Raw genomic sequence first — 14428 nt, 5'->3', positions numbered from 1 at the left:
ATGCGTATCGGTACACTGACGTATCGGTACAGTGGCGTATCGGTACACTGCCGTATCGATGAGCCTTGGACAGGATCCACTTTTCTGTCGAGTGGATCCTGTCCTGGGCTCACCGCGCACCACCCCACGCAAGACCGTCAGCAAGGGGGCCGGGGGATGGATTCCCGAACCGAGCCTGCAGAGTCCGAGTCCGCCTCGGAACCGGAGCCGCCCGACGCGGCCATACGCCGGGCGTCGCCCCAGGTCGGCGCCCGCGAGCCGCACGCGTACGACACCAGGGCGCGTCCGCCGCTCCTTCGCGAGCTGCTGCTCGTCGTCGGGCTCTTCGTCATCTACAAGGTCGGCCGGCAGCTGGCCACCGGCCACACCGGCGAAGCGTTCGGCAACGCGCACCGCGTGTGGGGCCTGGAGCGGGCCGTGCACCTGCCGGGCGAGGGCGCCGTGCAGACCGCACTGCTGCACAGCGACACCCTCGTGCACATCGCGAACGCCTACTACGCGACCGTGCACTTCCCGGCCACCGCGGCCTTCCTGGTCTGGCTGTATCTGCGGCACCCGGCCCACTACATCTGGGCCCGCCGGGTGCTCGCCGTGGTCACCGCCGCCGCCCTGGTGGGACACCTCACCTTCCCGCTCGCGCCACCGCGCCTGCTCGGCGAGGCGGAGCTCGTGGACACCGGTCAGGTGTACGGGCCCACGGTGTACGGGGCGCACCCGGCGACCGACTCGATGGCGAACCAGTTCGCGGCGATGCCGTCACTGCACTTCGGCTGGGCACTGATGGTGGCGATCGGCCTGATCGCGGCCACTCGGTCCCGGTGGCGCTGGCTGTGGCTGCTGCATCCGCTGCTCACGCTGCTGGTGATCGTCGGCACGGCGAACCACTACTGGCTCGACGCCATCGTCGCGACCGCGCTGCTCGGCATCGCGCTCGCCGTGATCCACCTGCCGCACCGGACGGCGACGACCGCCGGCCGGATCCAGGAGCGCGCCGACGCTCCCGTGCAGGAAGTGCCGGAGCTCGTGGGGGCCGGGCGATGAACGCGACTCTCGCCGCCGTCGTCCTGTCCCTGTTCTCGGCCGTCGCGTACGCCGCCGCGGCCGTGGCCCAGGAGCGGCTCGCCTCCCGGTCCGCCGGCTCGGGCACGCTCCGGCTGCTGGCCAGCGGGGCCTGGTGGTGGTCGGTCGTGCTCAACGCGTCCGCCGCGCTGCTGCATGTCGCCGCGCTCAAGTACGGCACGCTCACGCTGGTGCAGCCGCTCGGCGCGCTCACCCTGGTGGCCGCGGTGCCGCTGGGGGCGCGGGTGGCGGGACGGCGGGTCAGCGTGGTCGAGTGGCGCGGTACGGCGCTCACCCTGCTCGGCCTCGCCGCGGTGCTCGTCACGGCGTCCGGGCCCGCGCCCGCCGACGTGCTGAGCGTGCCGCAGGCGCTGGCCGTCGCCGGGACAACCGCCGTGCTGATCGGCGGTCTGTCACGACCGGGAGCGCGGCCGGGGCTGCGGCACGCGACCGCCTCCGGGTTCGCCTCGGGGGTCGCCTCGGCGCTCACGCAGACCGTGACGGTGGCCGCGACGGATCGCTCGGACTCGCTGCTGAGCGCCCAAGTGGTCGTGGTGGCGCTGCTTGTGGCGGCCTTCGCGGCGGGCGGACTCCTTCTGTCGCAGACCGCGTACCAGGGGGGTCTTGGCGCACCGCTCGCCGTCGTGACGCTCGCCAACCCGGTGGCCGCCGCGGCGATCGGCCTGTCCCTGCTCGGCGAACGCCTTCAGGGCGGTGCGGCGGGCGTACTGCTGGCGCTCGTGGGAGCGGGTGTCGCGGCGTGGGGCGTCGTGACGTTGTCACGGTCGGCCCCGGAGCCCGCGCCCTTGGCGGCCGACTTGGCGGACGACGACCACCCCGTCGCCGCGGTGCTGGCACTGGAGCCCGGATCGGCGGCGTACGAACCCTCGTTGATGCCCAAGCAGCCCAACTCGGGCCACCTGACAGCTCTCTAGCGTCGGCTCTGCGAGGCCGACGGCAAGAAGGGCGGTTGCGGAGATCCGCAACCGCCCTTCCTCATGCCGAATGCCGATCGGCGAAGGCGATGTCAGCCCAGTCCTCGGGAGTCCTGCTTGAGCGCCGTGTCGACGGTCAGCGCCGTCGCCACGACGAGGCTCAGCAGGGGCTCGGGGAGCTGGAAGTGGATCTGCAGGACGTAGTTGTCCGCAGTGGTGAACATCGTCTTGGCGAGGCCTTCCCAGGTCTTGGTGATCCGGGCGACCTCGTTGTCCGCGTGGTCGACGATCGCGAAGTTCCAGGCGCGCCAGTTCTCCGCCTTGATCGCGCCGACCTGTTGGCCGTCGACGTTCATCGCGAAGTTGATCTTGCCGATCATGTTCTGCTGCACGATCTCACCGACCGGCGAGCCGTCCGGACGCGACACGACCACCCGCGACTTGAGGAACTTCGCCGGACGGGTCAGCAGCAACTGCGGCTGGCCGTACGCGTCGCGGATCTCCAGCTTGTGGGTCATGAACTGGTCGAGGCTGGAGACGAAGCGCAGGACCTTCTTCAGCGCACTCTGACCGACCTCGGTGACCGAGCCGATCTGGTTGCCATTCTGATCCATGACCTTGTACTCGTTGGTCACCTCGATCAGTTTGGCCTTCTGGTTCACCACCAGGACCGGCTCGGTGAACAGGCTGCCGCCGCCGGCACCGCTGGGCGCCACCCCGGCCTGCTGCTGCACCTGCTTCTGCACGCGCGGATCGGGGCCCGGAGCGGGCTGGCCGTACGCCTGTTGGGGGTGCTGGGCCTGCTGCGGTACCTGCTGTGCCGCTTGGGCCTGCTGGTCCGCATTCGTGTGGTCGGTCCACTGCGAGCCGTCCCAGTAGCGCAGCGTCTGGGGCGCCCCGTGCGGATCCGGGTACCAACCTGCAGGAGTGTTCGAATGCGTGGTCACCGGGGCACACTACCGTGAGATGGCCCGAAAGCAACCGGCACTTGGGTAACCATCAGGCGGTGCCGATCGCCGGGTCGCTCACACCGGGCAGACCGTTCTCGACATGTCCGGCGAACCGGCGCAAGAAGCCCGCGTCCGCGTCGGACACGACGGTCAGGTCGTACCAGCGCCTGCTTTCCCGCAGCTCCACAGTGTGCCGGACGGTCGCGCCCGCCCGCACCTTGAACGACAGCGGCTTTCCGCCATAGCCGTTGGTGAGCTTGAGGACGACCGCGCCGGAGCCCTTGTTGGTGAAGGTCAGCTCCACATCGCTCCCGACGTGCCGCGCGGTGACCTCGGGTCCGGCGACCTTGCCCGGGCCCTTGAAGGTGCGCAGGAAGCCGTTCGGTCCGTGCACGGTGAGGTCGTACGACCCGTTCGAGTACGCCGAGTTCCAGGTGTCCGAGACCGTCCTGCCCGCCTCGGTGGTGTACGTCCAGGGGCCGTCCGTGCGGTTCTGGGAGGTGACGAGGAAGGCGGCGCCGGCCTTGGCGCCCGAGCCGAAGGTGAGCGTGAACTTGCCGGCCGCCGTATCCGCCGAACCGTCCACGAGGGGCGCGTACTTCAGCGGGCGGGCCGGGCGCGAGCCGCGCTCCTGCTTGGGCAGGACCGCCTTCGCGGGTGGGGTGGGCACGAAGTCGGGGTGACGGTCGTGGTCCGGCGGCCGGTAGCCGTCGGTGTCCGGCAGCGCGACCGGCTTCGCGTCCTTGCGGGCGAAGTCGAACGCGGCAGTGAGGTCACCGCTGATCGCGCGCCGCCAGGGCGAGATGTTCGGCTCGTGCACACCGAAGCGGCGCTCCATGAACCGGATGATCGAGGTGTGGTCGAGCGTCTCGGAGCAGACGAACCCGCCCTTGCTCCACGGCGAGACGACGAGCATCGGCACGCGCTGGCCGAGGCCGTAGGGACCTGCCGTGCGGCTCGCGTCGCCCTGGTAGAGGTCCGGGCCGACATCGACCGTGGACTTGCCCTGCGCGGCGGACTGCGGCGGGAACGGCGGCACGAGGTGGTCGAAGAAGCCGTCGTTCTCGTCGTACGTGATGAACAGGGCCGTCCTGCTCCAGACCTCGGGGTCGGAGGTCAGCGCGTCGAGGACCTGGGAGATGTACCAAGCACCGTAGTTGGCGGGCCAGTTGGGGTGCTCGGTGAACGCCTCGGGCGCGACGATCCAGGAGATCTTGGGCAGCTTCTTCCCCTGGACGTCGGCCTTCAGCTGGTCGAAGAAACCCTCGCCCTTACGGGCGTCGGTGCCGGTGCGGGCCTTGTCGTAGAGCGGGTCGCCGGGCTTGGCGTTGCGGTACTGGTTGAAGTACAGCAGCGAGTTGTCGCCGTAGTTGCCGCGGTACGCGTCGGGGATCCAGCCCCAGGAGCCGTTCGCGTCGAGGCCGTCGCCGACGTCCTGGTAGATCTTCCAGGAGATCCCGGCCGCTTCGAGGCGCTCGGGGTACGTCGTCCAGTCGTACCCGGCCTCGTCGTTGCCGAGGACCGGGCCGCCGCCCTTGCCGTCGTTCCCCGTATACCCCGTCCACATGTAGTAGCGGTTCGGGTCGGTGGAGCCGATGAACGAGCAGTGGTACGCGTCGCAGATGGTGAAGGCGTCGGCGAGCGCGTAGTGGAACGGGATGTCCTCGCGCGTCAGGTACGCCATCGTCGTCGACGACTTTGCGGGCACCCATTTGTCGTACTTGCCCTTGTTGAAGGCGGCGTGCCCGTCGCTCCAGCCGTGCGGGAGGTCCTGGATGAACTGCAGGCCCAGATTGTCCGCCTCGGGCCGGAACGGGAGCACGTCCTTGGTGCCGTCCCACTGGTACCAGACCGACTTGCTGCCCGACGTCGTGGCCGGACGCGGGTCGCCGAAGCCCCGAACGCCTCTCAGCGAACCGAAGTAGTGGTCGAAGGAACGGTTTTCCTGCATCAGGACGACGATGTGCTCGACGTCGTCGATCGTGCCCGAACGGTGGTGCGCGGGCAGCGCCGCGGCCCGCTGAATGCTGCTGGACAGCGCGGTGAACGCCGCGGTACCGCCAGCGAGTTGAAGGAAACGGCGCCGATTCACTTGAGGCATGGGTGAGTGACCTCTTGTCCTGACGGGCCCGGTCGGCCGGTTGGTGATGGAACGTGCGCGGTTGGAGTGTTCCAAGAGCACCAAACGTCAGGGAAGGGTCCTGTGGCCCCCATGTGAAAGTCGGCGGTACGTGAGGCGAACGGTTTCGGACGGGTCGTCAGCCGACGTCCGTGTCCGTCACAGCGCCTCTCGGCGGCCTGCGTCCGACCCTGCCCGCTGTGGTGCGGCGGTCCCAGGCCACCACATGCAGCAGCTCACGTGCCCATCCCGGCCAGCGGGAGGGCGGATACGGCACGAACGCGACGGCGGAACAATGGGCGCTCTCCAGGAGACGGACCCACTCCGTACACTCGGCGGCGTCGGCACGCCGCACATGCAGCGATGGGCCGCCCAACCGGAGGTCACTGAGCAGGCGTACCCGAGTGCCACGGGCCGGGGGCCGGTACGTGCTCCATTCCCCGCGGTCTCCGTGGCCGGTGCCGCGCAGCGGCGATCCGTCGAAGTACCGTATGTCTGTGAGTTCCTGACCGACGGTGTGGCGAATCTGGCCGATCAGCTCCTGCTGGTCGCGGGCGAACGGCTCCATACCGACCCCAAGGTCGACCAGGATCTGCACACCGAATCTCAGCGTGCGCACCGGCCGTACGAACAGCTCTGTCAGCGGATGGCCCATGGCCAAACGCCGGACGGTCTCGGGAATGTCAGGTTCTCCGTCCGACGTGTGGGTGGAGAGGGCCATCTGCAGGATCGCGGAGGTGGACCGGGGCGCGAACAGCGGCTCGTACGGCAGGGGTTCATCGCGGCGCCCGACAACTGGTGGAGGCAGCGGTCCGACCGTCCACTCCGCATCCGCCGACGGCTCGTACGCGACCGGCGTGAGCAGTCGGATCCCGGATGCCGAACCGCCGTCCTGCACTGACGGTGCATGAGCGCCCGCGCGAGAACGAGACGCCGCTGCCCCCGGACAGCTCATAGGCGCGCGCGGCGGCCTTGCTTCCGAGCAACCCGAAGAAGGCGCCGTCGGGGATCTCCAGGTCCAAGCCGGCGATCGCGGTAAAGCCGTCCCGTACGTCCTGCTGCGCCCCTGGACGAGCAGAGCCGGCGGCTTGCTGTCAGTCACCGGACACATGGGGCTCTTCCGGGTGGAACTGGTTGGCCGGCACCGGCAGCCTGTAGTGCTCGCGAAGGGTCGTTCCTTCGTACTCCTCACGGAACAGGCCCTTGCCGCGAAGGATCGGTAGGACGTGCTCGATGAAGCTTTCCAGGCCGGACGGCAGGGCCGGCGCCATGATGTTGAACCCGTCCGCGGCACCGCCCTCGAACCAGGTGGTGATCGTGTCCGCCACCTGTTCGGACGTGCCGATGAACTCGAAGTGGCCGCGGCCGCCGCCGAGCCGAGAGATGATCTGGCGTACCGTCAACTTCTCGCGTACGGCGAGCTCGATGATCAGGTCGGAGCGGCTCTGCGTGCCCTCCAGCTTCGGTCTCGCGAGGATGAAGTCCGGCAGTGGCTCGTCGAGTTCGAACACCGACGGCTCGGTCTCGAAGACCGCGGCCAGCTGACGCAGTCCGTACTCCGGAACGCGCAGCTCGTCGAACTGCTTCGCCAACGCCCGGGCCTCCGCCTCGGTCGACCCGATGTACGGGACGATGCCTGGCAGCACGATCACGCCGTCCGGGTCACGCCCCGCGGCCCTGGCCCTGGCCTTGATGTCGGCGTAGAAGCCGGCCGCGCGCTCGTACGTCTGGTGGGCGGTGAAGATCGCCTCGGCGTGGCGTGCCGCGAAGTCCTTGCCGTCCTCGGAGGAGCCGGCCTGCACGAGCAGGGGGTAACCCTGTGGCGGACGCTCGACGTTGAGCGGGCCGGCCACCGAGAAGTGCGTGCCCCGGTGGTCGAGCGTGTGGAGCCGGGCGGGGTCGGCGTAGCGCCCCGTGGTCTTGTCGGCGACGACGGTCTCGGACTCCCAGCTGTCCCACAGTGCCTTGGCGACCTTCAGGAACTCGTCGGCCCGGGCGTACCGCTCGGCGTGGTCGGGACGGTTCTCGAGGCCGAAGTTGGCCGCCTCGTCGGCGCCCGCCGAGGTGACGATGTTCCAGCCGGCGCGGCCGCCGCTGACGTGGTCGACCGAGGCGAGGCGGCGGGCGAGGTTGTAGGGCTCGTTGTACGTCGACGACACGGTCGCGATGAGGCCGATCCGGCTGGTCGCCTGGGACAGCGCGGTCAGCAGCGTGAGCGGCTCGAGCTGGCCCGGCGGCCGGAACTCACCGGTGCCGATGATCGCCGGGCCGTCGGCGAGGAACAGCGAGTCGAACTTGGCGCTCTCGGCCAGCTGAGCCAGTTCGATCCAGTGCCGCAGGTCGAAGTCCGCCCGCGGGTTGCTGTGCGGGAGCCGCCAGGCGGCCTCGTGATGGCCGGCCTCCATGAGGAAGGCGTTGAGGTGGAGCCGGCGTCTTCTCTGATCACTCACGACTGCTCTCCTTTCGTTCGGGGCGGGTACGCCGGCTCAGCCGACCGACAGCTTCGAGCTGTCGTAGCCGGCCGGGAGGAGGTTGTCGGTGATCGACGCGACGTCGACCGTCTTGGTGATCTGGCCCGCCTCCAGGAAGGCGTCGGCGAGCTTCTGCTCCGCCGCGATGTCCTTCTTCTCCACCGGGGTGACCCGGGTCTCGAAGGCCTTCAGGGACGCCTTGGCATCGTCCAGGGGGATGCCCTCCTCCTTGGAGATCGCCTCCGCGTACTTGTCCTCGTGCTTGATCGCCCACGCGAACTCGTGGGCCAGCCGCTGCAGGACATCGGTGAGCGCCGCCCGCTTCGTCTTGTCGTTCAGCGAACTCTCACTCGCGACGTAGTAACTGCTCGTCTGGTCGATCGGCGGGAGACCCTTCGCCAGGATCCGCGCACCGTTCTTGACCGCGATCGCCGACTGGGGGTTCCAGATCGACCAGGCGTCCACCTTGCCGGTGTTGAACGCCGTGGCGCCGGCCGCCGGGTCGAGGAAGACCAGCTTCACGTCCTTGGGGGTGAGACCCACGCTCTTGAGCGCGTTCAGCGCCAGACCGTGAGCCGAACTGCCCTGCGGCACAGCGATCCTCTTGCCCTTGAGGTCCGCGAGCGTCTTCAGCGTCGAGCCCTTCGGCACGATGATGTTCTCGTTCGCCTGGGTGGGCCTGAGGGAACGGTTGACGGCGACGACCTTGAAGTCGTACTCCTTCGCGGCGCCGGTGATCGGCGGTACGTCGCCGACGCTGCCCAGGTCGATGTCGCCGGACGCGGCAGCCTGCACGAGCGGCGGGCCGTAGGTGAAGCGGGCGAACTTCACCTTGTAGGGCGCGTTGTCGAACACGCCGGTGATCTTCGCCAGCTCCTGGCTGCCGTCACCGCCGTTGTCTCCGACGGTGAAGGTGTACTTGTTCCACTCGGGGTGACTGGTGGCGCCCGATCCGCTGGGGCTGCTCAGAGGCGCGGCGGCCTCCGACGTCGATGCGCAGGCGACGAGGGTGCTCCCCAGGGCGAGCAGGCCGACGGCGGCGACGATTCGGGAGGAACTTCTGGACATGGGTTCTCACGTGCTTTCTGTGCTGTGGTGGGAAAGTCGGTGGGTGTGGTGGGGGAAGTCAGTGCTGGTTGGCCAGACCGAGGTCTTCCAGGAGCGCGGAACGCAGCTCCTCACGCGCGATGCTCGCCTCGCGGTCCGCGGCCGAAAGCTCGACGAGGTGGGAGGTGCCGATGCGTCCGTTGCTCATGACGACGACACGGTCGGCCAGCGCGATCGCCTCGTCGACGTCGTGGGTAACAAGCAGCATGGCCGCGTGGTGCCTGCTCCGCAGCGCCCGCACGAGGTCGTGCATACGCAGCCGCGTGATCGCGTCGAGCGCCGCGAACGGCTCGTCGAGCAGCACGAGCTCCGGCTCCGAGACCAGCGCCCGGGCCAGCGACACCCGCTGGGCCTCGCCGCCCGAGAGCTCCTTGGGCCATGCCTCCTCGCGGCCCGAGAGCCCGACCTCGGCGAGCACGTCGAGGGCCCGCTGGTCGGAGTCCGGGCCGTACAGGCCGAGGGTGACGTTGCGCAGAACCTTCTGCCACGGCAGCAGACGGTCGGCCTGGAACACGATCGCGCGCTTCGCCGGGACCTCCACCCGCCCGCCGTCGGGCCGGTCCAGCCCGGCGAGCAACCTGAGGAGGGTGCTCTTGCCGCAGCCGGAGGGGCCCAGCAGGACCACCAGCTCCTCGTCGGCGATGGTGAGGTCCAGGTGGTCGAGGACGACCCGGTCCCCGAACCGGCGGACGATCTTCTCGACGACGGCGCCGGCCTGCCGGCGGGGCTGTGTGCTGTGCGTAGCACCCGTGTTGCTCATGCTGCCTCATAACTGGGGCGCCATCGCAGCAGCACCCGCTCGAGAACCCGGACGACCTGGTCGGCGAGCAGACCGAGGAGCGAATAGATCACCAGCCCCACGAAGACCTGGCCGGTCTGGAGGTAGGTCTGCCCTTGAGTGATGAGGAAGCCGAGACCCTTGTCGGCGTTGACCGTCTCGGCGGCGACGAGGCCCAGGACGCTGTACGCGAGCGAGAAGCGAAGGCCGACCAGGAATCCCGGCAGGGCTCCGGGCACCAGTACACGCGTCACGAGGCGCCAGGTGCCCGCGCCCGTCGTCCGCGCCATCTCGATCAGACGCTGGTCGACACCCCGGATCGCGGCGAACAGGTTGAGATACATCGGGACGCCTGCACCGAACGAGATCAGCAGCACCTTCGTGAGCTCGTCGATGCCGAACCACACGATCATCAGCGGCAGCACCGCCAGCAGCGGGATCGTGTTCAGGATCTGCACGACGCCGTTGAACAGGTACTCGCCGCTGCGCAGCAGCCCGCCGAGCACCCCGCTGACGATGCCCACCGTCAGACCGATCGCGAGACCGATGCCGGCTCGTTGCAGCGAGATGGCCAAGTCCGGCCCGAGGACGCCCTGTTGCCACAGATCGACGGCGGACTTGACGATGGAGGTCGGTGCCGGAGCATAGGTCTTCTTCAGCACTCCGGCCCTGGCCAGGATCTCCCAGGCGATGAGGACCACGACCGGAGTCGTGTAGATCCCCAGCGGCCAGCGCAGGCGCTCGCGGAGTGCGCGGAGCAGGGTCTGGCGGCGGGCGTCGCGCGGCAGGAAGACCTCGCGTCCCGGCACACTCGTCGTCTCGGCGACCGCCGGGCCGACGGCCGGTCTCTTGAGGCTGACCTCGGTCATGCCGCCACCTCCAGCACTTTGCTGTAGTGCGAGGCGTCGCCGACGAGTTGCTCGCTACGGCGGCCGTCGACACCGACCGGCACGTCTCCCGCGACCGTCACACGATTGAGGCGGCGCGGGTGGTCGTCGTAGTTGTCCACCCCGTAGTGCTGGGTGATCCTGTTGTCGAAGATCAGCAGCTGGTCGGGAGCCCAGGTCCAGCGCAGGATGTTCTCCGGGCGGGTCACGTACGACTGGAGGATGCGCAGCAGATCGGCCGACTCACTGCTCGACAGGCCGACGATCCGCCTGGCGAACCCGCCGATGAACAGCCCGCGCTCGCCCGTCAGCGGATGTACCCGCACGAGAGGGTGCTCTGTCTCGTACGGCGTCGAGACGAAGACCCGGTCGTACTCCTTCCGCTGTGCCGTCGTGGCCGAAGGGCGCGCGTAGTCGTACTGGTTGGTGTGCACGACGCGCAGCGAGTCCGCGAGGGCGCGGAGCGGCTCGGGCAGGTCGCGGTAGGCCGCGGCCGCGTTCGCGATGAGCGTCTCGCCACCGTACGGCGGGGTCACGATGGACCGGAGCGTGGTGAGCTGCGGTGGGTTGACCACGAAGGTGACGTCCGTGTGCCACTCGTTCGCCTTGGACGTCTCGCTGTCGACGGCGAGCACCTTCGTCGTACCGTCGGCGGCCGGCACGTTCGGGTGGGCGGTTGTCAGGTCGCCGAACCACTCGGCGACGCGCTCCTGACCGGCATTGTCGAGGTGCGCGTGGTCGAACACGATCGCCTTGTGCTCGCTGAGGGCATGACGGAGCGTCGTGATCGTCGAGAGGTCGGGGGGCGCCGTGAAGTCGACGCCCTCGACGAGCGCGCCGATGCGGCCAGTGAGCTTGCGGATGGACGGAGACATGAGGAAGTCCCTCTCAAGGAATTGGGCGCACCGCCGGGTGCTGCGAGTCGGAGTGAACGGGTGATGGGCAGCGATGAACGGCCACGAAGCCGGTACTCGGTCCGGTCGCGATGCGAGGGCCGGACGACTACGCGAGGAGTGCCGGACGAAGGTCAAGCCGCGTAGTGGAGGTCGCGCGACCGCGCCTGTCAGCGCGCGCTGTCCGGGGTGTGTTGCGGAAGTCCCGCCGGCCCGCGCCACTTGCACGACTGACCTTCGGCCCGTAGCTGACGGCACATCCCCTCGCCGACCTCGAGTTGCGACGCACGTACTTCTCCCCAGGGGGAGAGCAGGAGCGGAGAGAGGAGCGGGAGAAGAAGGCGATCATGCGGTCGATACCGCGGTCCCTCGGGGAGATACCGCTGAGGCGGCGGCTTAGCACCGCCCCTTTCCGGAAGTACGCCTCCGGCGCACACCCGCCGCTGCCGAGGGCCGCTTCGCGGATCAGCGACACACTTTCCGGATCAACGACAACAGGACGCGCTGGAGACGTGCGCCAGGTCGATGTGGCGCCTCCGAGTCAAATCCACGCGCGGGGTCATGGAACGCGAGTTGAGCAGACGCCCACCCCGTCGGTCAATAAGTTCCGGACAGGTCTCACATTGCGGATACCTGCAACTTCTCCGCCCCTTGAGAACGGAGCCGTGGTCGGTGCCACGTGATGGCCAGACCCCTGAGCCGGCGTGGCGCAGTTGATACCGGCTCCGCGGCGGACGCCACCCTGCAGCGCCCGGCGCCCCGTCCCCGTACCGGCAGGCGCTGGCAGATCTTCCCGTCGACCGTCGGGAACCCCAGGTCAGCGACGCATTTGGCCAAGCAACAGGTGGCGCAACACTTCAGCAACACCACTATCCCAACCGGATGGATAAGGTCCGACCCGTGCCTCCCACCGACCGCATCCGAGACCACGCCGGCCAGGGCGCCACCACCGTCGCCGCTCACCGCACGCGGCGCCGACTGCGCGCCGACCAGGCCCGGCAGCTTGCCGACCTCCTCCGCCACCAACTCCTCACCGGCGGCTTCCACACCGGCACGCTCCCTCACGAGTCGACCCTCGCCAGCGACTACCGAGCCTCCCGCAACACCGTCCGCCAATCCCTTGACCTCCTGCGAGCCGAAGGCCTCGTCGAACGCCAGCCCGGCGTCGGCACCGTGGTCGTCGCCCGGAAGTACCCGCACGGCCTCGACCGCCTGATGGGCCTCGCGGAAACCCTCCGCGAACACGGCCGGGTCACCAACGAGGTCCGCACGGTGGGCCCCGCCCCGGCACCCGCACCGGTTGCCGAACGCCTCCACGTCCCACCCGGCGCCGACATCCTCTACATCGAACGCCTGCGCCGCCTGGGCGGCCTCCCCCTCTCCCATTGCTTCCTCAGCGCCGACGCCCGTTTCCCCGGGACCCGCCAGACCCCACGCCGGCCGAGTGCACAGCGAGGAAAGCAAGCCCGACAGTGCAGGGCGCCGGGTATGCGCGCGCCACCGCGTTTTGGCACTGTCCGCATCCTGGGAATGGGTGGCTTACGGCCGTCCGTCGGGCAGGGTAAGGGACTATGCTGCTGTACGGACGTCCCAGACCCCGGCGGCTTGTCGTTGCTCGACACAGATGGCTGCGGGGAGCGGATCTTTCATCCGTCACCCGGCGCATCCCTGGAGGGACCTGAGTGGGCCCGCTGTCCTGTCGCACAGGCTGCTGGGCCGGCCGTTGCTCCGCCTCCGCCGAACGTACGCCCCTCCCGGCAGCGCGCCAAGAGGGCCGGGAATCCCGGCGTCACCGCGCGCACCGCTGGATGGTCTTCTGAACTGAGGCGTCATGCCCTTCCCGCAGCTCACCGTCTACCGCCATGACCGAAGGCACCGGGCGCTGATCACCCTGGCCGGGGAGATCGATCTGGAATCGGCGCCGCTGGTGCGCGCGGCACTGGCGCGGTGTCTGGGCGACGGTATCCGCACCATCGGCGTCGACCTCACCCCCGTCACCTTCTGCGACTGCAGCGGCCTCAACGCCTTCCTGCACGCCGCGCAGAAGACCGCGGAGGCCGGCGGAGCCCTGCGACTGCACCATCCGCCACCGATGCTGGGCTTGATACTCGACCTCACCGACTCCGGGTTCCTGCTCCTTGGCGTTCCGCTCGGGCATCTGTCACTTCCTCTCGAGGGTGTCCCAGCCCCGGCCGCCCAAGCCCCGCCGCACCGGCCCGTTCCGCTTGCCTCTGTCCTCTCGGGTGATGCGCGGTGACGGCCCGGTCGGAGCGGGGGCAGCCGTACAAGCCCCGTGGCGGCGAGCCGTCCACCATGGACGCGCTGCGGTTGCGTCGGGTGAACCGCTGGCTGGCACAGGGCCTGAGCGGGAAGCTGACGGATCTGTACGTGGACTCCCGTGAGACGCCTGCCCGTGAGGCGTACCGCCGTCCCGGCCGCCAGGAGTTTCTGAACCGTCTCACCGCCGAGATCCGTCGGCTGGGGTTCGCCATGGCGATTGCGGAGACGGACGGCCTGGTGGGATGCGCTTTCGCATTCCCGGTGCGCAGCGACGACTTCTGGTGGCTCGGCTTCGACGGGGCACTGCCGCGCAGCATCGAGCAACTCACCGAGTCGGGCGGCGTCTTCGCGATCACCGACATCCTGGTCCGCCCGCACCCGCAGGATGCGCACGTGGCCCGCCGGTTGCAGGAGCGGCTGCTGATCGACCACCGGGCGTCGCTCGGCGCCACCTTGGTGGACCGGGCCGATCACCCCGCCCTCGCTGCGCTCCGTTCCTGGGGATGGCTGGACATGGGAGAGTTCTGGAGGCCGACCAGCGCCACGCTGCTCCGGGTGCTGGTCCTTCCCGTCGGCGAACCAACCGCGGCGAGACTGGAGGGACTTGCGCACGATGCCTGGACCCGGTGGCCCGGGTGAGGTCCGACAGTCGGTCGGCGCGGATTCAGGTGCTGGTCGCCGAGCAGGCGGCCCTGCGTGGTGCCCGGGTCGGTGTGGTGGATGTGTGCACCGCGGCCGTGGCCGCGCTCCCGGTCGGCGGGGCCGGGCTGTCGGCGATGTCCCGCACCGCGGCGAGCCATCCACTGTGCAGCACCGACGACATCAGCGAGCAGCTGGAGGAGTTGCAGCTCACCCTGGGCGAGGGGCCCTGCGTGGATGCCTTCCTGCACGGTTCGGCCGTCCTGACACCCGATCTGCTGATCGGTGCGCTGCAGGACCGCTGGACCGT

Annotated in this window: 12 protein-coding genes and 2 pseudogenes; 6 read left to right on the top strand and 8 right to left on the bottom strand. The window is 69.3% G+C overall.

From position 1 onward, the window contains the following. Positions 1 to 156 precede the first annotated feature (156 nt). On the top strand, positions 157 to 1041 hold the full coding sequence (locus ACIBK0_RS44800) for a phosphatase PAP2 family protein (protein ID WP_399093970.1): 885 nt from the start codon (positions 157 to 159) through the stop codon (positions 1039 to 1041). After that, on the top strand, positions 1038 to 1994 hold the full coding sequence (locus ACIBK0_RS44795) for a hypothetical protein (protein ID WP_399093967.1): 957 nt from the start codon (positions 1038 to 1040) through the stop codon (positions 1992 to 1994). The genes ACIBK0_RS44800 and ACIBK0_RS44795 overlap by 4 nt, the downstream gene beginning before the upstream one ends. A gap of 92 nt (positions 1995 to 2086) precedes the next feature. Here ACIBK0_RS44795 and ACIBK0_RS44790 read toward each other — a convergent pair whose 3' ends face one another. From ACIBK0_RS44790 to ACIBK0_RS44755, 8 genes are all read right to left on the bottom strand, one after another. Continuing rightward, entirely contained in the window at positions 2087 to 2941 is an 855-nt protein-coding gene (locus ACIBK0_RS44790) for a phospholipid scramblase-related protein (protein WP_399093964.1), read from the bottom strand. A gap of 52 nt (positions 2942 to 2993) precedes the next feature. After that, positions 2994 to 5045, bottom strand: a complete 2052-nt coding sequence (locus tag ACIBK0_RS44785) for a phosphocholine-specific phospholipase C (protein WP_399093961.1) — start codon at positions 5043 to 5045, stop codon at positions 2994 to 2996. Between the two features lie 157 nt (positions 5046 to 5202). Beyond that, positions 5203 to 5961 (bottom strand): hypothetical protein, encoded by a 759-nt coding sequence (locus ACIBK0_RS44780; protein ID WP_399093958.1) that lies wholly within the window; start codon positions 5959 to 5961, stop codon positions 5203 to 5205. Positions 5962 to 6157: 196 nt separating this feature from the next. Further along, positions 6158 to 7513: an LLM class flavin-dependent oxidoreductase gene (locus tag ACIBK0_RS44775; protein ID WP_399093955.1), complete on the bottom strand. Its 1356-nt coding sequence runs from the start codon at positions 7511 to 7513 to the stop codon at positions 6158 to 6160. A 36-nt stretch (positions 7514 to 7549) separates the two neighbouring features. Continuing rightward, positions 7550 to 8602: an aliphatic sulfonate ABC transporter substrate-binding protein gene (locus tag ACIBK0_RS44770; RefSeq protein ID WP_399093952.1), complete on the bottom strand. Its 1053-nt coding sequence runs from the start codon at positions 8600 to 8602 to the stop codon at positions 7550 to 7552. Between the two features lie 58 nt (positions 8603 to 8660). Then, positions 8661 to 9401, bottom strand: coding sequence for an ABC transporter ATP-binding protein (locus ACIBK0_RS44765; RefSeq protein ID WP_399093949.1), 741 nt, complete (start codon positions 9399 to 9401; stop codon positions 8661 to 8663). After that, on the bottom strand, positions 9398 to 10288 hold the full coding sequence (locus ACIBK0_RS44760) for an ABC transporter permease (RefSeq protein ID WP_399093946.1): 891 nt from the start codon (positions 10286 to 10288) through the stop codon (positions 9398 to 9400). The genes ACIBK0_RS44765 and ACIBK0_RS44760 overlap by 4 nt, the downstream gene beginning before the upstream one ends. Then, complete coding sequence (locus tag ACIBK0_RS44755) at positions 10285 to 11181, bottom strand: TauD/TfdA dioxygenase family protein (RefSeq protein ID WP_399093943.1); 897 nt, start codon at positions 11179 to 11181, stop codon at positions 10285 to 10287. Before ACIBK0_RS44755 ends, ACIBK0_RS44760 begins: the two co-directional genes overlap by 4 nt. 918 nt (positions 11182 to 12099) lie before the next feature. Here ACIBK0_RS44755 and ACIBK0_RS44750 point away from each other — a divergent pair. The 4 genes and pseudogenes from ACIBK0_RS44750 to ACIBK0_RS44735 all read left to right on the top strand — a co-directional run. Then, positions 12100 to 12582 (top strand): annotated as a pseudogene (locus ACIBK0_RS44750) (GntR family transcriptional regulator); the annotation flags it as partial. A gap of 448 nt (positions 12583 to 13030) precedes the next feature. Beyond that, positions 13031 to 13456 (top strand): STAS domain-containing protein, encoded by a 426-nt coding sequence (locus ACIBK0_RS44745; RefSeq protein WP_399093940.1) that lies wholly within the window; start codon positions 13031 to 13033, stop codon positions 13454 to 13456. Next, complete coding sequence (locus ACIBK0_RS44740; protein WP_399093937.1) at positions 13453 to 14118, top strand: hypothetical protein; 666 nt, start codon at positions 13453 to 13455, stop codon at positions 14116 to 14118. The genes ACIBK0_RS44745 and ACIBK0_RS44740 overlap by 4 nt, the downstream gene beginning before the upstream one ends. Next, a pseudogene (locus ACIBK0_RS44735) lies at positions 14115 to 14428 on the top strand (ANTAR domain-containing protein); the annotation flags it as partial. The gene ACIBK0_RS44740 and the pseudogene ACIBK0_RS44735, both read left to right, overlap by 4 nt.

The organism is Streptomyces sp. NPDC050564 (assembly GCF_044457265.1).
In the GTDB taxonomy this organism is placed as follows: Bacteria; Actinomycetota; Actinomycetes; order Streptomycetales; family Streptomycetaceae; genus Streptomyces.
Note: the sequence above shows the minus strand (reverse complement) of the source record. Positions and strands in the feature narration are given on the sequence as shown.